18 protein-coding genes are annotated in these 20,511 nt (G+C 66.9%); 11 read left to right on the forward strand and 7 right to left on the reverse strand.

Annotated features, from left to right (window positions below; all coding sequences use genetic code 11):
- The first annotated feature begins 1 nt into the window (after position 1).
- The 3 genes from RM543_RS16570 to RM543_RS16580 are packed head-to-tail and all read left to right on the forward strand — an operon-like array spanning position 2 to position 3,650.
- Positions 2-1,993, forward strand: coding sequence for an acetyl/propionyl/methylcrotonyl-CoA carboxylase subunit alpha (locus RM543_RS16570; protein ID WP_311693655.1), 1,992 nt, complete (start codon positions 2-4; stop codon positions 1,991-1,993).
- The gene (locus tag RM543_RS16575; RefSeq protein ID WP_311693657.1) at positions 1,990-2,862 is read left to right on the forward strand and encodes a hydroxymethylglutaryl-CoA lyase; all 873 of its coding nucleotides are present in this window, start codon (positions 1,990-1,992) and stop codon (positions 2,860-2,862) included. The genes RM543_RS16570 and RM543_RS16575 overlap by 4 nt, the downstream gene beginning before the upstream one ends.
- Complete coding sequence (locus tag RM543_RS16580; protein WP_311693658.1) at positions 2,859-3,650, forward strand: crotonase/enoyl-CoA hydratase family protein; 792 nt, start codon at positions 2,859-2,861, stop codon at positions 3,648-3,650. The genes RM543_RS16575 and RM543_RS16580 overlap by 4 nt, the downstream gene beginning before the upstream one ends.
- Before the next feature lie 97 nt (positions 3,651-3,747).
- Here RM543_RS16580 and RM543_RS16585 read toward each other — a convergent pair whose 3' ends face one another.
- Positions 3,748-4,374, reverse strand: coding sequence for a TetR/AcrR family transcriptional regulator (locus tag RM543_RS16585; protein WP_311693660.1), 627 nt, complete (start codon positions 4,372-4,374; stop codon positions 3,748-3,750).
- Between the two features lie 136 nt (positions 4,375-4,510).
- Between RM543_RS16585 and RM543_RS16590 the strand changes: the two genes are divergently transcribed.
- The 4 genes from RM543_RS16590 (at position 4,511) to RM543_RS16605 (ending at position 11,327) form a co-directional block, all read left to right on the forward strand.
- The gene (locus tag RM543_RS16590; RefSeq protein ID WP_311693662.1) at positions 4,511-5,587 is read left to right on the forward strand and encodes an efflux RND transporter periplasmic adaptor subunit; all 1,077 of its coding nucleotides are present in this window, start codon (positions 4,511-4,513) and stop codon (positions 5,585-5,587) included.
- Positions 5,588-5,590: 3 nt separating this feature from the next.
- Positions 5,591-8,665, forward strand: a complete 3,075-nt coding sequence (locus tag RM543_RS16595; protein WP_311693664.1) for an efflux RND transporter permease subunit — start codon at positions 5,591-5,593, stop codon at positions 8,663-8,665.
- Between the two features lie 461 nt (positions 8,666-9,126).
- On the forward strand, positions 9,127-10,359 hold the full coding sequence (locus tag RM543_RS16600) for a GAF domain-containing sensor histidine kinase (RefSeq protein WP_311693666.1): 1,233 nt from the start codon (positions 9,127-9,129) through the stop codon (positions 10,357-10,359).
- A gap of 152 nt (positions 10,360-10,511) precedes the next feature.
- A complete protein-coding gene (locus RM543_RS16605) occupies positions 10,512-11,327 on the forward strand; it encodes an alpha/beta hydrolase (RefSeq protein ID WP_311693667.1) in 816 nt (271 codons plus the stop codon).
- Between the two features lie 46 nt (positions 11,328-11,373).
- Here RM543_RS16605 and RM543_RS16610 read toward each other — a convergent pair whose 3' ends face one another.
- The 5 genes from RM543_RS16610 to RM543_RS16630 form a co-directional block, all read right to left on the reverse strand.
- Positions 11,374-12,642, reverse strand: coding sequence for an ABC transporter substrate-binding protein (locus RM543_RS16610; RefSeq protein WP_311693669.1), 1,269 nt, complete (start codon positions 12,640-12,642; stop codon positions 11,374-11,376).
- Positions 12,643-12,730: 88 nt separating this feature from the next.
- Positions 12,731-13,687, reverse strand: coding sequence for a branched-chain amino acid ABC transporter permease (locus tag RM543_RS16615; protein WP_311693671.1), 957 nt, complete (start codon positions 13,685-13,687; stop codon positions 12,731-12,733).
- A complete protein-coding gene (locus RM543_RS16620; protein WP_311693673.1) occupies positions 13,684-14,589 on the reverse strand; it encodes a branched-chain amino acid ABC transporter permease in 906 nt (301 codons plus the stop codon). The genes RM543_RS16615 and RM543_RS16620 overlap by 4 nt, the downstream gene beginning before the upstream one ends.
- Complete coding sequence (locus tag RM543_RS16625; protein WP_311693675.1) at positions 14,570-15,319, reverse strand: ABC transporter ATP-binding protein; 750 nt, start codon at positions 15,317-15,319, stop codon at positions 14,570-14,572. The genes RM543_RS16620 and RM543_RS16625 overlap by 20 nt, the downstream gene beginning before the upstream one ends.
- Entirely contained in the window at positions 15,316-16,113 is a 798-nt protein-coding gene (locus RM543_RS16630) for an ABC transporter ATP-binding protein (protein ID WP_311693677.1), read from the reverse strand. The genes RM543_RS16625 and RM543_RS16630 overlap by 4 nt, the downstream gene beginning before the upstream one ends.
- A gap of 82 nt (positions 16,114-16,195) precedes the next feature.
- On the opposite strand from RM543_RS16630, the gene RM543_RS16635 reads away from it, so the two are divergent.
- Complete coding sequence (locus tag RM543_RS16635; protein ID WP_311693679.1) at positions 16,196-16,585, forward strand: RidA family protein; 390 nt, start codon at positions 16,196-16,198, stop codon at positions 16,583-16,585.
- 101 nt (positions 16,586-16,686) lie between these two features.
- On the opposite strand, the gene RM543_RS16640 is transcribed toward RM543_RS16635, so the two are convergent.
- Entirely contained in the window at positions 16,687-17,622 is a 936-nt protein-coding gene (locus RM543_RS16640; RefSeq protein ID WP_311693681.1) for a LysR family transcriptional regulator, read from the reverse strand.
- Positions 17,623-17,719: 97 nt separating this feature from the next.
- Between RM543_RS16640 and dctP the strand changes: the two genes are divergently transcribed.
- From dctP to RM543_RS16655, 3 genes are read left to right on the forward strand one after another with little or no spacing between them, the layout of a single operon-like run.
- Entirely contained in the window at positions 17,720-18,724 is a 1,005-nt protein-coding gene (gene dctP / locus RM543_RS16645; protein WP_311693683.1) for a TRAP transporter substrate-binding protein DctP, read from the forward strand.
- Positions 18,725-18,740: 16 nt separating this feature from the next.
- Entirely contained in the window at positions 18,741-19,214 is a 474-nt protein-coding gene (locus RM543_RS16650) for a TRAP transporter small permease (protein ID WP_311693685.1), read from the forward strand.
- Between the two features lie 3 nt (positions 19,215-19,217).
- The gene (locus RM543_RS16655) at positions 19,218-20,501 is read left to right on the forward strand and encodes a TRAP transporter large permease (protein ID WP_311693687.1); all 1,284 of its coding nucleotides are present in this window, start codon (positions 19,218-19,220) and stop codon (positions 20,499-20,501) included.
- Positions 20,502-20,511: the final 10 nt, after the last annotated feature.

The following is a 20,511-nucleotide window of genomic DNA, read 5'->3' on the forward strand; positions in this document are numbered from 1 at the left end:
CATGACGCGCCCCTTCTCGAAGATACTTATCGCCAACCGCGGCGAGATCGCATGCCGTGTCATCCGCACCTCGCACCGGTTGGGGATCGCGACCGTCGCCGTACACTCGGAGGTCGATGCCCGTGCGCTGCATGTCGAACTGGCGGATGAGGCGATCCATATCGGTCCCTCTCCGGCAGCGGAAAGCTACCTGGTCGGCGAGCGCATCATCGATGCGGCCCGCGCCACGGGCGCCGAAGCGATCCATCCCGGCTACGGCTTCCTGTCCGAGAACCCCGATTTCGTCGAGGCGGTGGAAGCGGCCGGCCTGACCTTCATCGGGCCCTCCGCCCAGGCGATCCGCGCGATGGGGTTGAAGGACGCCGCCAAGGATCTGATGAAAAAGGCGGGCGTGCCCGTCGTCGAGGGCTATCAGGGCGACCGTCAGGAGCCGGAGTTCCTGGCGGAAGAAGCAGCGCGCATCGGCTACCCGGTCCTCATCAAGGCCCGCGCGGGCGGCGGTGGCAAGGGTATGCGCAAGGTCGACGCACCGGGCGATTTCGCCGAGGCGCTGCAATCGGCCCGGCGCGAAGGACAGGCCGCCTTCGGCGATCCCCACGTCCTGATCGAGAAGTTCATCACCGCCCCGCGGCATATCGAAGTGCAGGTCTTCGGCGACAGCCACGGCCGGGTCGTCCATCTGTTCGAACGGGATTGCTCGCTTCAACGTCGGCACCAGAAGGTGATCGAGGAAGCCCCCGCGCCGGGAATGAGCGACGAGGTCCGCGCGGCCATGACCGGCGCCGCCGTGCGCGCGGCCGAGGCCATCGGCTACACCGGGGCAGGCACGATCGAGTTCATCGCAGACGGGTCGGCCGCGCTGCGCACCGACGGCTTCTGGTTCATGGAGATGAACACGCGGCTCCAGGTCGAACATCCGGTGACCGAGGCGATCACCGGTGTTGATCTGGTCGAATGGCAGATCCGCGTGGCGGCGGGCGAGCCGTTGCCATTGGCGCAGGACGCGCTGTCCATCGGCGGCCATGCCTTCGAGGCGCGGCTTTACGCGGAAGACCCCGCCAAGGGGTTTCTCCCGGCGACGGGGGTTCTCGAGCACCTGACCTTCAGCGACCGGGCGCGGAACGATACGGGCGTGACAGGCGGCGATGCGATCAGCCCGTTCTACGACCCGATGATCGCCAAGGTCATTACCCATGCACCGGACCGCGACGCCGCGCGCCGGGCGCTGGTGTCGGCGCTGCAGGAGACCCACGTGGTCGGGACGGCGACCAACCTGCGCTTTCTCACGGCGCTGGCGGACCACCCCCGTTTTGCGGACGGCAGGTTCGACACCGGCCTGATCGGGACCGAGCTGGAAGACCTCGTCGCCGGGGAGTCGCCGGGCGCGCTGCATTTGGCGTTTGCCGCGATCGCCGCGCTGGACCTCGATCTGACGGACAGGCACCTCGGCTGGCGGCTTTGGGGCGATGCGGTGCATGACGTGATCTTCATGCATGACGGAGCCCCGCTGGAATGCTGGCTGGTGGTCCACGCGCCTCGCTCGGTCACGCTGCACCGCGAGGGCGAGGAGCCCGTTACGCTGTTCGACCTTGTCCGCGAGAACGGTCGGTTCAAGGCGCGGACGGGGGCGGCGCGCCAACGCGTCGAGGCGACGGTGCGCGTGGCGAACCGGCAAGAGGGTCGGCTTGTTTCGATTCTGACGCAGGGCGTCTCGCACGAGCTGCTTCTGCCCGACCTTCGCAAGGGCACCGCTTTCGTCGATGCCAGCGACAGCGTCCTTGCCCCCATGACCGGCGTGGTCGTGGTGCTGGACGTGGGCGTCGGCGACGCTGTGGAGGGGGGGCAGCGCTTGGCCGTGATGGAGGCGATGAAGATGGAAACGGCGCTGATCTCGCCCCGCGCCGGCACGGTGGCCGAGGTTCATTGCACCGCGGGCGCCTCCGTCGAAGGCGGCGCGGTTCTCGTCACGCTGGAGCCGGAGGAGGCGGCATGACCGATGTGCGCATCTTCGAGGTCGGCCCGCGGGACGGTCTGCAGAACGAAAAGGGGCGTATCCCGACCAGGGACAAGATCGCGCTGATCGACCTGCTGTCGGCCGCGGGATTCCCGGCCATCGAGGCGACCAGTTTCGTCTCGCCTAAGTGGGTGCCGCAACTGGCCGATGCCGACGAGGTCATGAACGGCATCCACCGCGAGCCGGGCGTCAGCTATGCCGTGCTCACGCCGAACATGAAGGGGTTCGAGCGGGCCGTCGCGGCGGGGGCGAGCGAGGTCGCCGTCTTCGCCTCGGCCTCCGAGGCGTTTAGCCTGAAGAACATCAATTGTACCATCGCCGAGAGCATCGCCCGCTTCGCACCGCTGATCGAGGCCGCGTCGGCGGCCGACTTGCCGGTCAGGGGCTACGTCTCCTGCGCGGTCGAGTGCCCCTATTCGGGTCCGGTCGATCCCGGCGCCGCCCGGGAGGTGGCCGTCGCGCTTCACGAGATGGGATGCTACGAGATTTCGCTGGCGGACACGATCGGGCGGGCCACCCCGGAGGCGACGCGGGCCATGCTGCAATCCGTGATCGCAAGCGTGCCCCCTGACCGCCTGGCGGGGCATTTCCACGATACGGGGGGGACGGCGCTGCGCAATGTTGCCGTGGCGCTGGAGCTTGGGCTGCGCAGCTTCGACAGCGCCGTCGGCGGCCTTGGCGGCTGCCCTTACGCACCGGGCGCAAAGGGCAACCTGTCGACCGGCGCCCTTCTGGATGTGCTGGACGGCATGGGGGTCGCGACCGGGATCGACCGCGATCGGCTGGCACTGGCGGAAGAGCATGTCGCAGGCCTTGCCGCCGCGACCCGAGAGGAGGCCGAGAGATGAGCTACGACACGATAAGGGTCGGGATCGACGAACGCGGCGTGGCACGTGTCGTGCTGAACCGCCCGGACAAGCACAACGCCATGAACGCGGCGATGATCGCCGAGCTGACCGAGGCTGCGACCCGCCTCGCGGCGGACGAAAGCGTCCGGGTCGTGATCCTGTCGGGGGAGGGGCCGAGCTTCTGCGCCGGTGGCGATCTTGGCTGGATGCGGGACCAGGCCCGGAAGGATCGCGCGGGCAGGACCGACGAGGCGTTGACCCTTGCGCGGATGCTGGCGCTTTGGGACGGGCTGCCCAAGCCTGTGATCGGACAGGTCCACGGCGCGGCCTATGGCGGCGGGATCGGATTGGTGGCGGTCTGCGATCTCGTCATCGCCGAAGAGGACACGCGCTTTGCCCTGACCGAGACGCGGCTGGGGCTCATCCCCGCGACGATCGGGCCTTTCGTCGTGCGCGGCATGGGCAACGCCTTCGCGCGGCAGGTCTTCTTTACGGCGCGTCCATTCGATGCGGACTTCCTTCTGCGCGCCGGCCTCGTCGCACGGGTCTGCGCGATGCAGGATCTCGAGACGACCGTCGAGGAGGAGCTGTCGGCCATCTTGAAATGCGCCCCCGGCGCTGTCGCGGACGCCAAGGCCCTGTGTGCCCGGCTTTCGGGGGTCGAGGGCGAAGATGCAATGCAGATGACGGCCGACGCGCTTGCCGAGCGATGGGAGACGGAAGAGGCGAGGGCCGGCATCGCGGCGTTCTTTGCCCGCGAAGCTCCCCCGTGGGCCCCGGCGCGCTAGCGGGGCCTTGCCGCTCCTCTGACGCGGGCATCACGCCGTTCATCGGACCGGGCCGATCGTCGACCTCGGGCGCGGGGGCCCGCGGCGCCGTGGCGCGTCAAAGGTAACCGTCGACGAATATCTGCACGGCACGGGAGAGATGGTCCTCCGATGCCGCAGGCTCGCCGCTCTGGTTTGTCATGGCCAGATGAAGCGTAGGTATCAAGGTGAGGGACAGGAAGATCGACGCGTCGCGTTCCAGCTGCTCGGGTGTCATCGACGGGCTGACAAGGATGTGCGTCAGCCGATGGACGACGACGGCGATAATGCGGCGTGACTGTTCCCGGCGGATCTTCAGCAGCTCGGGGAGGTCCCGTGCCATGTCCATCGTCATCCGCTCCATTGCGATGATGTCCCGGTCCCGCGCAAAGGCTGTCAGCTCGGCCCCGAGCGCATGAAGCACCTCGAAGGGCGTGCCCTCGGGGACTTCGGTCGACTCGAGCGCGGTGAGGGTCGCGTCTCCCAACTGCCGCACGACCGTCGAGAACAAATCGGCCTTGGACTCGAACCGCGTGTAGATCGTGCGCTTCGAGACCCCGGAACGGGCTGCAAGCTGGTCCATCGACGTGCGATCGTAGCCGTTCGCGACGAAAAGCGATCGGGCTTCCAGCAGCACCGCTTCGCCGATCCGCTCGGCCTCGTCCGCCGTCGGCCGCCCGGGGCGAACGTGCCTCTTGATGGACATGTCAGCAGATTTTGCTGGCCGCTTCACGATCCACCCCGACTTAAACTTTACTGACCAGTTTCATTAAACTACGTCTGCGTTTGCCCGTAGTCGATGACCCGGCTCAAAATGGCAATGCGCTAGCCGGAGGTGCCCCGTGCGTGACGTCGATCCAAGATCTGTTTTCCGCGGGCTCGCCCGTGCCTTCGCCCTTTCTGTCATGGCGTTCGTCGCCTCTCCCGCGGCCGCGCAGGAGAAGGTTCGTCCTGTCAAGATCGTCGAACTCGCGCCACGGCAGACAACGGAGCAGCGCACCTTCCCCGGACGCGTGCGCGCCTTGCAGACGGTGGATCTGGCGTTTCAGGTTTCCGGCCGGATCGTGAATTTCCCGGTGATCGAGGGCGGGACCGTAGCCGAGGGCGAGCTGGTGGCTACCCTCGACCGCACACGGTTCGAACGGTCGTTGCAGCAGGCCGAAGCGACGCTGGCCCAGGATGCGCAGGACCAGGAACGCCTGTCCCGGCTTTCGGGGAGCGCCGTGCCCCGGGTCGAGGTCGAGGCAGCCAATACCCAGGCCGAACTGTCCCGTCTTGCGGTCGAGGAGGCTCAGGCCGCCCTCGACGACGCTACGCTCGAGGCTCCGTTCGATGCGGTCGTGGCGCGCCGGCTGGTCGCGCCCTACACGACCATCCAGGCGGGAGAGCCCGTGGTGCGGCTGCATGACATGTCGGAGACGCTCATCGACATCAACGTGCCCGAGGTCCTCGTCGGGGAAGCGTCGGGCGGCGACATCTCCTTCAACGCTACGTTCCCGGGCAGGAACGAGACCTTTTCGCTCTCGATCTATGAATTCGAAGCCGAAAGCGCCGATACGGGACAGACCTTCCGGCTGTCGCTGCGGATCGAGGGGGATGCCGCGGCGGGCATTCTGCCCGGCGCCTCGACGATGGTGCTGGTGAGCCGGGTGGCGCGGGACGAAGGGATGATCCTGCTGCCGCCCGAGGCGCTCGTCTACGCGCCCGACGGCAGCCCGCAGGTCATGGTGTTCACGCCCGGGTCCGGTGACGACGCTGCCGGCACGGTCGCCCGGACGCCGGTCGACATCCGCCTGCGCGACGATGCGCATGTCGAGCTTGTGGACGGGCCGCCGGCAGGGACCGAGATCGTCGCCGCCGGTGCGTCGCTGATCGAGGACGGCCAGGTCGTGCGTCGCTTTTCCGGCTTCGGGGAATAGCCCATGTTCTCCATCGCCCGCGCCTCGATCGACAGGTCGCTGATCACCTGGCTTCTCATGCTGGGCTGTCTTCTGGGCGGCCTGTGGGGGTTCGCAACGATCGGCCGGCTCGAAGACCCGGCCTTCTCGATCAAGACGGCAATCGTCGTCACGCAGTATCCCGGCGCCTCCGCCGAAGAGGTCGCGCGCGAGGTCTCCGAGCCGCTTGAATCGGCCATCCAGCAAATGGGCGAGCTCGGCGTGATCTCGTCGGTGAACACACGCGGGATGAGCCGGATCACCGTCGACGTCAAATCGACCTATGGCCCCGACGATCTGCCGATGATCTGGGAGACCTTGCGCAACCGGGTGAACGGGGCGCGCGGTGACCTTCCGGAAAACGCCAGCGCGCCCTACGTCAACGATGCCTTCGGCGACGTCTACGGATTGTTCTATGCCGTCACGGCGCCCGGCTATTCGGACGCCGAGATTCACGACATCGCGACGTATATCCGGCGCGAGCTGCTGGTGGTGGATGGCGTTGCGGACGTGGTTCTGGACGGCCTCCCGCAAGAGGCGATCTATGTCGAGCCGCATCCCGCGATCATGGCCAATCTCGGCCTGCCGCCGGCGGCGGTCAGCGGGGCGATCGCGACGGCGGATTCGGTCGACCGGGCCGGGTCGATCACGCAAGGGGGCAAACGCATGGCCATTGCGCCGCCGGACGGGACGGGCACGGTCCAGAGCATCAGCAACCTGACGATCGGGCTGGGCGGGCAGGTGGTGTCGATGCAGGATTTCGCGACGGTCAGCCGCGAGCGCGTCGCCGAACCCACAAAGCTGATCCGGCTCGGCGGGCAGGAGGCGTTCACGGTCGGCGTCTCGGCCTTGACGACGCTGAACGTGGTCGAGGTCGGCAAACGCGTCGATGACCGGCTGGACGCGATTTTCCGGACGCTGCCCTACGGCGTCGGTCTGGAGCCGATCTATCAGCAGCATGTCGTGGTAGAGGAGGCGTCGAACAACTTTCTCCTGAGCCTCGCGCTCTCCGTCGCGATCGTGGTGATCGTGCTGGGCCTTTTCATGGGCTGGCGGGCGGCGGTCGTTGTCGGCACCACGCTGTTGCTGACGGTTGTGGGGACGCTGTTCTTCATGGCGACCTTCGGCATAAACATGCAGCGCATCAGCCTGGGTGCCCTGATCATCGCCATGGGGATGCTGGTCGACAACGCCATCGTCGTGGCGGACGGCATGCAGGTGGACATGGCGCGGGGCAAGCCGTCGCGCGATGCCGCGGAAGAGGTGGCCTCGAAGACGCAGATCCCGCTTCTCGGCGCCACCATCATCGGTATCCTCGCCTTCTCCGGCATAGGGCTCAGCCCGGATTCGACGGGAGAATTCCTGTTCTCGCTCTTCGCCGTGGTCGGCATTTCTCTGCTGCTGTCCTGGCTGCTGGCGGTGACGGTCACGCCACTTCTGGCGCATTACCTGTTCCGGCAGGGCGAAGCAGGTGCGCCGGATCCCGGCGTCGGAAAGGTCCTTGGGGCATACGGCGCCATGCTGCGCGCCGCGCTGCGGCTCCGCTGGCTGGTGGTGGCCGGCCTGGTGGCGTTGACGGTGGCGTGCATAATCGGCTTCGGCAACGTCAGGCAGCAGTTCTTTCCCAACAGCAACACGCCGATCTTCTTCGTCCACTACAAGCTCCCGCAGGGCAGCGACCTCGCGACCACGGCGGCCGACCTGGCCATCGTCGAGGATTGGCTGGAGGGTCGCCCCGAGGTGGTCGCCACCACGACGTTCGTTGGCGGCGGCGCGTCGCGCTTCATGCTGACCTACCAGTCGGAAGATCCCGCGCCCTCGTATGGACAGCTGATCATCCGCGCCCGCTCGCTGGAGGACATCGTGCCGCTGCGCAAAGCGCTCGATGCCTTCGGGATGGAGGCGCTGCCGGGGGGCGAGTTCAGGACCGAGCAGCTGGTCTTCGGCCCGGGCGGGGGGACGCCGATCCAGGCGCGCTTTTCGGGCCCCGATCCCGTCGTCCTGCGCGAGTTGGCCGAAGAGGCGAAGGCCCTGATGGAGGCGCACGGCCCCGACCTGCGCAACATCCGCACCAACTGGTTCGAACAGGAGATGGTGATGCGTCCGCTCTACGCGTCCGAGCGCGCGCAGGCGGCCGGGATCACGCGCGAAGATGTGTCGGACGTGCTCATGATGGCGAGCGAGGGGCTTGCGGCGGGCGTCTATCAGGAAGGGTCGCGGCAGATCCCGCTCATCCTGCGCAGTCCCGACTTCGGGCTCGACCGCAGCGAACGTCTGCTGGACGAGCTCGTCTATTCGGAACCGGCCAATGCCTATGTTCCCATCTCGCAGGTGGTCGACGGCTTCGCGCCCGAGATCCACAACTCCGTGGTGGAGCGGCGCAACCGCATGCTGACATTGACGGTGCAGGCCGGTGTCGCGACCGGGGCGAACGCGTCGAACGTGCTGACGCAGATCCAGCCGCATCTGGAAGCCATGCAGCTTCCCTCCGGCTATCATTTCGAATGGGGCGGGGAGTACGAAAGCCAAAAGGATGCACAGGGCAATCTGGGCAAGGTCCTGCCGGTGTCGCTTCTGGCCATGGTCGTGACGTCGCTTCTGCTCTTCGGAAAGCTGCGACAGCCCTTGCTGATCTGGCTGCTCGTCCCGATGGCGATCAACGGCGTGGCCATCGCGCTTCTTTCCACGGGCATGCCGTTCTCCTTCACCGCCCTTCTGGGTCTGCTGAGCCTGTCGGGGATGCTGATCAAGAATGGCATCGTCCTGGTCGAGGAGATCGACATCGTGCGCGGCGAAGGCGTGCGCATGGCGGACGCCATCGTTCGCGCCTCGACCAGCCGTGTCCGCCCCGTCGTGCTGGCCGCGGCCACGACAATCCTGGGGATGATTCCGCTGCTGTGGGACGCGTTCTTCGCTTCGATGGCGGTGACTATCATGGGTGGGCTCGGCTTCGCTTCGATCCTCACTCTCGTGGCCGCCCCGGTCTTCTACTACATGTTCTTCTACAAGGAACGGCGGGAAGAGGCGCGCCAGCAGAGCGGCAGCCCGGAAGGTGCATAGCCGTGGCTTCGATACCGGTTTCGACCTGCGCGGCCTCGCAGGTCCGCAGGCCGCAGCAGAGAATTTTCCAGTCGTCCGAGTTCCGTCATGCCCGGGGGGACGGGATCAAGCCACCGCTGGCGGAATTTTCTATCGCCGGACAGACCTGCCACTGAAACTCCATCCAGCCGTGAGTTCTGCAACGACACCGATAGGCCACCGGAAGTAATAGACCTCGTGCCGATATGGGCTTGGTAGGGCGACGGCATCATAGAGCGCGTGCTGTTCGGAACGCGCATGGACGGGGCAATCCGGCGGTGTGCAGGCATGAGCGGGGCGGATGTCTGAGAAGTCCGGCAGGGGGACAGATTTCCGGGGCATGAACGCCATATTGAGGGCCAATTCGGGCTGCATCCCTCTCCGGCGCCGGTGGCCTCTTCAGAGGCCGGCCGACGAGAAACCCTGCTGACGGATGACCTTCGATGCGACCATTCCCGATCCCCTTCAACGAGGAAGAGCGGCAGGCTGTGGTCGCGACCCTGAGCGACGTGAGGCCCGACGAGGATCCGATACTCCGGGAGATCGTCGGACTCGTGTGCGGGGTCATGGGGGTCCCGACGGCGCTGGTCAGCATCGTGGACGATGAGCGTCAGTGGTTCGCCGCCCGCGCGAATTTCCCGGTGGGGGAGACGTCCCGGGACTACTCGATCTGCGCACATGCGATCATCACGCCCGAGACCCTCGTCATTCCGGACACCCATGCCGATCCGCGGTTCCGGGACCATCCCGTCGTCGTCAATTCCCCTCACGTGCGGTTCTATGTCGGCGCTCCCATCGTGCTCGCTTCCGGCTTCCGGGTCGGCAGCCTGTGCGCCCTCGACTATGTCGGACGGGAGCGTCCCGAGCCGGCGGCGATCGCGATGCTGGAGAGCCTTGCGCGCATCGTGGCCGAAACGCTCGACCGCCATCACGCGCAGTCCGGGGACGACCGCGAGTCCGAGCGCGACCGGGGCGCGCGGGGCGAGATCCTTGCCCTTGTCGGTCACGAGTTTCGCACGCCGCTGACCGTGATCCTCGGGTCTTCGCGGCTTCTCGGAGCGCGGCTCGAGGGGGCGGACAAGCGCATGGCCGACGCGACGGCGACGGCAGCCCGGCACCTGTCGGACCTCGTGGACAACCTGCTCACCTTTTCCGACCTCTCGACCGGCGATGTCCGCCTCGGGGAAACCCAAGGCGACATGCGCGAGATGTTGAGGGCCGTCCACCTGGAGGGAGAACTCCTGTTCGAGGAGGGCGGGGCAAGTCTCGCCCTCGAAATGGATGATGCGATTGGCCAAGCCCTGTTCGATCCGGTCCATCTCAAGGGAGCCGTCACCTGTCTGATGATGAATGCTCTCGTCCATGGGGGCAGGGTGGCTCGCCTGGTTGGTCGCCAGGAGACGAGTGGCGATATCGTCATCGAGGTCATGGATGACGGGGCAGGGCCGTCCGGCAGCCTGCCATCGTGCCTGAAGCCGTTCCGAGTGGGCGAGAATATCGACACGCGGCGGACAGGTGGTATCGGCCTCGGCCTGCCGCTCGCGCAGCGCATTGCCGAGATGCACGGGGGCGAGCTCGACTTGCGGTCGAAGGACGACGGCTTCCACGCCGCCATCACGCTTCCCGCGTGGCGAGCGCAGCCCGAAGCAGTCAAGGACGCTCGCAAGGCGGGGTGAGCCGGCCGGTCATCCGGGGCGCCGCCCCCTCCGCCCGGGCGTGCCGGGGCCGGCGGCGTGCCCTGTCCGGTTTCCCCCGTTCGTGACCGCGTCTAGTGTGCGGCGGAACGGCGCCCTCTCGTGCGGCGCGACTACATGCCAGGGGGCAACACATGGCACAGCCAATGGACCGGGCGTTCTCGCTCGATGACGTGGACGATCTGGATGGCCTTTTTGCAAGGCGGCAGCGCGCGGCGACGGAGGCCATGGAACAGGGCCAGCCGGAGCGCGGCATTGCCTACGGCTCGTTGCCGGGCGAACGGCTGAACCTGTTCAGGCCGGCGGGCGGGGCCGGGGCGAACGCACCGGTGCTGGTGTTCATCCATGGCGGTTTCTGGAAATCGCTCGATGCCGATCTCTTCAGCTTCATCGCGCCGGCTTTCGCGGCCAGGGGCAGTCTCGTCGCCGTCATCGACTATCCGCTGATGCCGGCCACCCGGATGGCCGACGTGGTCGCGTCCTGCCGCCGCAGCGTCGCGTGGCTGCACGCAAATGCTGCGGGGCTTGGCGGAGATCCGGAGCGCATCTTCGTTTCGGGCAACTCGGCGGGCGGGCATCTCGTGGTCGAGCTGCTCGATGCGCCTGAACTCGCGGGCAAGGTGGCGGGAGGACTGGCCATCAGCGGGATCTACGATCTAGAGCCGGTCACGCGCTCGTTCCAGAACGACGATCTGCAACTGACCGCGGAGGAGGTCGCCCGGTTCAGCCCGCTCCGGCGCGAGGTCGATCTCCATGCGCCCTTGCGCGTGACCGTGGGCGGAGACGAGACGGGGGAGTTCCTGCGGCAGTCGAGCGAGATGGCGCAGAAGGTGGGCGCGCCGTCGATGGTCGTGCCCGGGACGAACCACGTCACGGTTCTTCTCGATGCGCTGGCGGTGGAGGGGCATCCGCTCCACGGCTTCCTGTGCGAGATGATGGACGCCGCCTGACGGGGGCAGGGTGCGGGCCGCCGGGGCCGCCCGCACCGGGATCAGCTTACTCTTCGGAGACGCCGGCCATCGCCTCGTTCACCCGCTCGATGTCCCAGGTGTCGAGGGTGACGAGAGCGCCGTCCTCGACGCCCCAGGTCAGGTACGGACCGGTCACGTCGCCGTTGTCGTCGAAGGTGATCGGGCCGGTGGCGCCGACGTAGCGGATCGGCTCTCCCGCGGCGATCAGCTCCTTGGCTTTCGCGAACCCCTCGGGGCCGGGATAGACCTCCTCGCCGTCGCCGCCGGTGATCTCGCGCACGTTGTCGCGGATCGCGGTGCCGTCCGCCTCGCCGGCCTGCTCCATCGCGAGGAGCGCCACGGCGGCGGCGTCATACATGGTGTGCAGGCCGGGACCGCTCGGGTCGCTGTCGTACTGCTCTTCCCAGGATGCGTTGAACGCCTCGACGGACTCGCCCTCGACCTGAGCGTTGTCGATGCCGACGGCCTCGGTGAGGTACTGCGCGCCCACCGCGTTCACGAATTCTTCCGCCCGGAGCGCGTTCGACAGGAGCATGTTCTGGCTGCCCCCGAAGGAAATCCATTCACGCGCGGCGGTGGCGCCGTCCGCCGGGAAGGCGATGAGGAAGAGCGAATCCGGCTCGCCTTGAAGCGCCCTGTTGATCTCGGCGCGGTAGGAGGCCTGCTCCTGGTTGTAGGGCGTGATGCTGGAGATCTCGCCGCCGAGCGCTTCGAAGGCCTGCTCGAAGTTGCCGGCGAGGCTGTTGCCGTAGTCGGAGTTCACGTGAACGACGGCGATCCGCTCGTAGCCCTTCTCGCGGGCGATGGTCGCCATGACGACGGCCTGCGGACGGTCCGTCGGCAGTGTGCGGAACCAGTAGCCGTCCGTTCCGCCTTCCTCGGCGAGTTCCGTGAAGCTCGGCGCGGAGGAGCAGCATGAAATCTGCGTCACGCCGGCCGGGACCGTGACGGAGGACAGGATCGGCAGGGAGATGCCGGACTGGATCGCGCCGAGGATCACCGGCACGTTCTCGATTTCCACCAGCGTCTTCGCGGCATCGACCCCGACATTGGGAGAGCCCTGGTCGTCGCGCAGGATGTAGTTCACATCGCAGCCGTTCACGCCGCCGGCCGCGTTGAAGTGATCGACGGCAAGCTGGCCCGCATCACCGATCGCCGAGCCGATGGCGGCCATCGAGCCGGTGATCGACAGCACCGCACCCACGTTGACCTCGCAGGATTGCGCGCTGGCCGAGCCGGCGGCGAACGCGCTCGCCGTGAGGGCGACGGCGGTGGAGCAAAGGTAGCGTGTCATGGGGTCTTCTCCTTCTGTTGGATGAAAGGCCGGCGCTTTTTGCTGCGCTCTGTCGGCCTGGACGAGCGATCCTGCCGGGGCGGCAGGGTCACGGGGCGCCCCGCTCCTTATGGCTGGAGACGGTGGCACGTTCTCCGATCAATCCGCGCGGCCGGAAGATCAGCATGGAGACGATCAAGAGGCCGATCAGCATGGTCTGGATCGCGCCGGCCTGGTTCTGGAAGCCGACCGGGCTGAAGCGGCTGATCGCGAGGCCGCTCATGGTCCAGAGTGCCCAGACGACGATGGCTCCGAGGAGCGCGCCGGCATTGTTGCCGCTGCCGCCGACGATGAGCATGGCCCAGATCTGGAAGGTGAGGATCGGGAGGAAGTCGAGCGGGCTCACGAACCCGATGAAGGCGACGTAGATACCGCCCGAAAGCCCGATCAGGGTGCAGCCCAGTACGAAGGCCTGCAGCCGGATCAGCGCGATGTTCTTGCCGAGCGAGCGCGCCGCGACCTCGTCCTCCCGGACGGCGTTCAGCAGGCGCCCCCACGGGGAGCGCACGGCGGCTTCCAGCGCGACGTAGACGAGGGCGGTGACGCAGGCCACGACGGCGAGGAAGAAGAGGTTGTAGCTGGTGGTCGACTCGAAGGCATCGATGAAGGGGCGCGGCAGGCCGACGAGGCCGTTGGCGCCGCCCGTGAGGCTCTCGAAGTTGAGGGCGACGAGCTGGATCGTGATGGCGATGCCGAAGGTGGCGATGGCGAGATATTCCTCCCGCAACTTGAGCGTCGCGAGCCCCACGACGATGGCCGCCAGGGCGCAGAGGATCATGCCGCCGAGAATGGCCAGCGGAAACGGCAGCCCGAAACCGCCGATCAGCGCCGCCCGGTCCGGCCCCGCGAGGATTGCCGTGCCATAGGCCCCGATGGCGTAGAAGCCGACGACGCCCGCGTTGAAGAGGCCGGTATAGCCCCATTGCAGGTTCAGGCCGAGGACCATGATCCCGTAGTTCAGCGCGATGATCAGGAAGAAGACGAGGTAGATGCCGAATCCGCTCATTTGGCTGCTCCCGCAGTGCCTGCAAACAGTCCCGTCGGCCGGACATAGAGGACCGCCAGCAGGATCAGGAAAGGGACCGCCATCTTGTAGCCCGGCGGCAGGATGAAGACCGCGAAGGCCTCCGCCAGCCCGACGATCATGCCGCCGATGACGGCTCCGGGGATGTTGCCGACCCCGCCGAGGATTGCGGCGGCGAAGAGCGGCAGGATGAGGTGGAAGCCGACTTCGGGGCGAAGCTGCACCGTCAGCCCGTAAAGAACGCCGGCGATGGCTGCGAGGGACGCGCCGATGATCCAGGTCCAGCGGATCACCCGCGCGGTCGAGACGCCGTTGACGCGGGTCAGGTCCGGGTTCTCCGCCAGCGCCCGCATCGACAGGCCGAGGCGGGTGCGCTGCAGGAAGATGTAGAGTGCGACCACGAGGACGGCCGCGAGCCCCAGCGCAAAGAGCTGGTCCGGCATCAGTCGCAGGCCCGGCGCGACCGGAATCGCGATCTGCAGCGTGTTCGAATAGTAGGTCGCCGCCCCGCCGAAGATCAGCAGGATCAACATCCGCACGAGGAGCGACACGCCGAAGGACGCGAAGACGAGCGTCAGGTGATTGCTCGTCCCCCGCAGTTGCCGGAAGACGAGTCCGTCGATGGTGAGTGCCAGGAGGGACGTCAGGCCCATGGCGGCGATGGTGCCGAGGATCAGCGGCAGCCCGAAGGAAAACGGGCCGATGGGGCCGCCGAGGGGGCCGAGAAGCGAGACCGCCGCCAGCGCCATGTAGGCGCCCCAGGTGATCAGTTCGGCATGGGCGAAATTGGCGAAGCGCAGGATGCCCATCGTCAGGGTCAACCCGATCGCTCCGAGCGCGATGATCGCGCCGCTTAAGATACCGTCAGCCAGCGCTTGCAGCATGCGTGCTCCGTTTCGTTCCGCCGAAGTAGATTGCTTTCATGTCCGGATCGTCGGCGAGGACGCCGGACGGCCCGTCGATCCGGTTCTCGCCCTCCGCGAAGACGTAGGTCCGGTCCGAGATCGCCAGCGCCGCCTTCACGTTCTGCTCGACCATGAGGATCGTGATGCCGTCATCGCTGAGGTCGGTCAGATGTCCGAAGACTTCGCTCACCGCCGCCGGGGACAGCCCCGCGCTCGGCTCGTCCAGCATCAGCAGGGCAGGCTCTGTCAGCAGCGATCGCGCGAAGGCGAGAAGCTGGCGCTGCCCGCCGGAGAGGACGCGGGCCTTGCGATCGCGATGATCGCGCAGGGCAGGGAAGCGCTCGTAAGCCTGTGCGATGCGGTCCTTCGCGAGCGAACGGGGCAGGGCGGCGGCACCGAGGCGCAGGTTCTCGTCGATGGTCAGCGTCGTGAAGACGTTGTCCGTCTGGGGAACGTAGGCGACGGAGGCGGCGCCCATCTTGTGGGTGGCGAGGGAAGTGATGTCGGTGCCGCCGAGCTCGACCCGCCCCTCGCTGATCGGGACGAGGCCTGCGATCGCCTTGATGAGGGTGCTTTTCCCGGCGCCGTTCGGCCCGACGATCGTGACGAGTTCGCCGCGATGAACCTCGAGCGAGATCCCGTGAAGGATGGGCAGGTCGCGGCGATAGCCCGCGACGACGCCGCTGACGGTCAGTAGCGCATTGCTCATGCCGCCGCTCCCCCCAGATAGGCCTCGACCACGTCGTCCCGCGCGATGACCTCGCGCGGCTTGCCCTCGGCGATCTTCTGGCCCGCCGCCATGACCACGAGGGAGTCGCAGAGGGAGGTGATCAGGTCCATGTTGTGCTCGATGATGAGGAACGTCATGCCCCGGCGGTTGAGCTCCACGATGCGCTCGATGATCGTGTCGAGAAGGGCGGGGTTCACGCCGGCGCCGGGCTCGTCGAGAAGAACGATTCCGGGGTCCGCCATCAGCGCGCGGGCGAGTTCCACGAGCTTCTGCTGACCGCCGGAGATGGACCCGGCGGGCTGCATTGCGACGGCGGAGAGGTTGCAGAACGCGATCACGTCATGCGCCTTCTCCCGCAGCTCCGCCTCCTGCCGCGAGACCCGCCCGCGGCCGATCCAGTTATTCCAGAACCGCTCCCCCGCCTGCCGCTCCGGCACGACGAGGAGATTTTCGAGCACGGTCATCCGCGCGAAGGGGCGCGGGATCTGAAAGGTCCGGGTCAGGCCGCTGGAGAAGACCTCGTGCGGGCCCAGGCCGCCGATCTGCGCTCCGTCCAGGGTGACGGTGCCTGAATCGAGGGAGGCCTCGCCGGCGATGGCATTGAACAGCGTCGTCTTGCCGGCGCCGTTCGGGCCCACGAGGCCGGTGATCCGGCCGGCCTCCGCGGTGAAGGACACGCCGTCCACCGCACGGACGGACCCGAACGCCTTTCGGGCGTCGCGGATCTCCAGCCGGCCGGTCTTTCCTGTCTCGGGCGTCTGAGCAGTCTGCACGCGCGCCTCCCGGTATTCTTGTTCACACTTAAGCGGATCTGATATACATGATCACGTGATCAAACAACCGAAAAGGTGACGCATGGGTCGGGGACGCTGGACGATAAACTCTGGATCGAAGTTCGAGGAAATGGCCGGATACTCGCGCGCCGTCATCGACGGCGAGTGGGTCTTCGTGTCCGGCACCGCCGGCTACGACTTTGAGAATGACACGATTTCGGATGATGCGGCCGAGCAGACGCGGCAGTCCCTGCGCACCATCGCTGACACGCTGGCCCGGGCGGACGCCGCCCTGTCCGACGTCGTCCGCGTTCGCGTCTACGTCAAGGACCGCTCGGACATCATGGCCGTCTCGAAAGTGCTTGGCGCGGCGTTCGACGATCCGAGGCCGACGAACACGACGATCGTCTGCGGCTTCGCGATGGAGGAGATGAAGGTCGAACTCGAGATGACGGCCCTCGTCCGCCGGTAAGGCAGCGCAGGAGGTCCGATTTCATCGTCGGCGCGCGGCGATCGTCGGCCCGAAGTGCAGCCTTTTCCCGAACCAGCGCGCGGGGCCGGCCAGGGGCTGCGCTACCCGGCGGGCCATTCGCCCGACCCAAGGAGCTCATGGATGAGCGCCTCGAGCCTCGCGCGGATGACTTCGTGCACCCAGTCGGCATGTTTCCGGCGGTGATAGGTCAGGCAGACCGTCCGTTTGTATCGCGGCTCTAGGGGCACGATCTGAACCTGACCGGCCTTCAGCTCCGAGACGAAGGCGCTCGGAGCGAAGACGCCGTACCCTTCGCCGCCGCTCACCATGCGGACCAGTTGCTGGCCCGCGTCGATCTCGAGCCGGATGTTGAGCGTATGTCCGAGCGCCTCGATCTGGCGTTGAAGGTTGCTGCGCAGGGTATGCCGCGCGGAGGTCACGATGAGCGGCAGCTCCGCGATCCGTTCGACCGGAAAGGGAGAGGGCAGGTCCCGCATCGCGTCGGTGGCGCCGCAGAGCATCATCTCCTCCCGGAACATGGGGCGCGACAGCACGGTGTCGGTATCAAGGCCGTTGAAGGTGATCGCCATGTCGAGCTCGCCCGCTTCGACCCAGTCGTAGAGATAGCCGGACATCGCCTCCACCAGACGGAGGGAGACCTTGGGAAACTCTTCGGTGAGGACGCGCAGGAGGGGCCGCGTCAGGACCACCGACGCAGAGGGCGGCAGCCCGATGGACACCTCGCCCGAGGGCTCCGTCTCCATGTCCTTGAGCGTGTCGCGCATCGCCGCCAGCCGGCCGAACAAGTCGTAGACCTGCGGCAGCAGCGTGCGGCCGTAACGGGTGAGGGACATGCCGCGCGGCAGCCGCTCGAACAGGGCGACGCCGAGGTCCGTCTCGAGGCGCTTGATGGAGGACGAAAGCGCCGGCTGCGCCACGCCGAGCCGCCCTGCCGCGAGGGTAATCGAGCCCTCCTCCGCGACGGCAAGGAAGGCGCGAAGTCGATTGAGATCAAGGGAATGGGCGAGCTGAGGCATCTGGCATAATCGATTTATTATGTCGAATTCGTTTATCTATATAAGTCTTTTATGCCAAGGCCGGCTAAACACTGCGCCAGCAAAACGGGAGGATTCCATGACCAAGTTCACATTCATCGCGGCGGCCCTTGCGACCGGCCTGAGCGCCGGCACCGCCTTCGCGGCCGACTACACGATCTCCGTCACGCTCGACACCAGCCCGCAGCACGTTCGGAACGTGTGGCTGAAGGACTTCGCCGAGGCGATCGAGGAGAGATCCGAGGGCCGCATGGAGCTCGAGATCTTCGAGGCGGCTGCGAAGTACAAGGATAGCGAGGCCGCGGCGGCGGTTGCCCAGGGCGCCATCGACATGGCCATCCCGCAATACCAGCTGATCTCCCGCTTCGTGCCGGCCGCCGACTTCGAGCAGCTGCCGATGTTCTACGGCCTCGACCGCGACCAGATCTATGCCGTGGTGGACGGCGAGGTCGGCGACGAGCTGCACGCGAAGATCGAGGACAAGCTGCCCGTCGAGGTGCTCGGCCGCCCGATCGACCTCGGCTTCGGAACCGTCTTCTCCACCAGCGTGGACCTTCAGACCCCGGCCGACCTCGAAGGCCTCAAGGTGCGCGTCCCCGGCGGACCCGCTACGGTTCAGCGCTACGAGACCATGGGCTCGGTTCCCGTGCAGATCTCCTGGCCGGACGTGCCGCAGGCGCTCCAGACCGGGACCGTCTCCTCGCTCTGGGCGACCCAGGAATCCGTGGCCTCGGCCAAGCTTTGGGACGCCGGCGTGAAATACGCCATGGAAGACCGTCAGGCCATCGTCCAGTACGTGCCCCTGGTGAACCGCAGCGTCTTCGAAGGGCTCCCCGAGGACCTTCAGACCCTGTTCGTCGACACGTGGGACGAGATGGTCGACGGTCAGCGCGACTTCGCGGCCGAGCGGCAGGCCGATGCCCGCGAGCTGAACGCCGAGAACGGCATCCAGACATCCGATCCGAGCACCGAGGCCTTGAACGAGATGCGGCAGACGCTGATGGCGGCGCAGCCCGCGCTCATCGACGTGCTCGGCATCGACCCGGCCTTCGTGGAGCGGATCTCCACCGTCGTCGGCGACTGACGAAAGAGGCATCGCGATGAAGACCATCCTCATCGGACTGGAGACCGGCGCGACCGGTCTCCTCGCCCTCGCGGCGGCATTGCTGACGGTCAGCGAATCCGTCCTGCGCTACGTCGCGCCGGCGCGACTGCCCGACTGGGGCGCCGAGGTGACCGTCTACCTCATCGGCTGGGCGGTGATGCTGAGCGCGAGCCGCCTGATCCGCGACAAGATGCACGTCAGCGTCGAAATGCTCGTCGATACCCTATCGCCGCGCATCCAGCTGGCCCTGCGGCTCTTCTCCTGCGTCTTCGGGGTCTGCATCGCGGCCTGCATCGCCTATGCGGGTTGGCTCATGGTCGACTTCGCCGTCCTCCTCGGGGAGCGGTCCGACAGCTCCATCCGGTTTCCAATGTGGGGCTACTACTCCGCGATCCCGGTGGGCTTCGGCCTCTGCGCGGCAACCTACCTCTGGCAGATCGTCCTCATCGCAACCGGGCGTGAGGGCTGATCCATGCTGCTGACAACCGCTCTCGTCCTGTTCTTCGCGCTGCTGCTGATCGGAGTTCCGATCTACCTGGTGCTCTCCGGCCTCGCCGTCATGGTGTGGCTCGTCGAGGGGGACCCGCTGGTCGCGCTCGGGCAGCAATACGCCAACCATCTCAATTCCTATACGCTCGTGGCGATCCCGCTCTTCGTCATCGCCGCGACGTTCATGCAGCGCGGCGGCGTCGCCCGGGCGCTGATCGACATGGCCTCCGCCTGGGTCGGCCGGACGCGGGGTGCGCTCGGGATCGTCTGCATCCTCGCCACCGCCCTCTTCGCGGCGATTTCCGGCTCTTCCGTGGCAACGGCGCTCGCGATCGGCGCGGTGCTGATCCCCGCCATGAAGGAACGCGGCTACCCGATCTCCTTCGCGACGGGCACCATCGGCGCCGGCGGCACGCTCGGCATCCTGATCCCGCCGTCCCTCGCGATGCTGATCTACGGCATCATCGTCGACGAATCCGTCCCGCGGCTGTTCCTGGCCGGCGTCATTCCGGGACTGATGCAGGCCGCCCTTCTGATGACCTACGTCCGCTACTACGCGGTGCGTCACGACCTGCCCGTCGAGGACCCGATCGACCGGGGACAATTCCTGCGGGCGAACCTGAATGCCCTTCCGGCGCTTCTCGTGCCCATCATCATCCTCGGCGGTATCTATTCGGGCCTCGTCACGATCTCCGAGGCGGCGGGCCTCTCCGCCGTGGTGGCGCTCGTCGTGTCGCTGCTGTTCTACCGGGAGATCAGGCTGCGGGACGTGCTGCCGATCCTCGCCGACGGCGTGCGGCAGACCGGCGTCATCATCTTCATCGTGCTGGCCGCGCTCACCTTCGCGCACTGGCTGACCGGGGCGGGCGTCACGCGGGCGCTGGTGGGCTTCATCGACCGGATGGACCTGAACGCATGGCAGTTCCTGATCGCCGCGAACCTCATCATGTTCGTCCTCGGGATGTTCCTGGAGGTGATCTCGGTCATCCTCATCTTCGTGCCGCTCATCGTTCCGGTGCTGCTGCAACTCGGCATCGATCCGATCCACTTCGGCGTGATCCTCGTGGTGAACATGGAGATCGCCCTGCTCACGCCGCCCGTCGGGCTGAACCTCTTCGTTCTGAAGTCGGTGGCGGATACCGGGATCGACAAGGTGATCCGGGGGGTGGCTCCGTATATCGGGCTGATGCTCGTGCTGCTCGTCTTCCTCACGTTCGTGCCGGCCGCATCCACGTGGCTGCCCGATCTCGTCTTCGGTGCAAGGTAAGGGGGACAGG

The sequence above is a fragment of the Tropicimonas omnivorans genome, assembly GCF_031846565.1.
In the GTDB taxonomy this organism is placed as follows: Bacteria; Pseudomonadota; Alphaproteobacteria; order Rhodobacterales; family Rhodobacteraceae; genus Tropicimonas_B; species Tropicimonas_B omnivorans.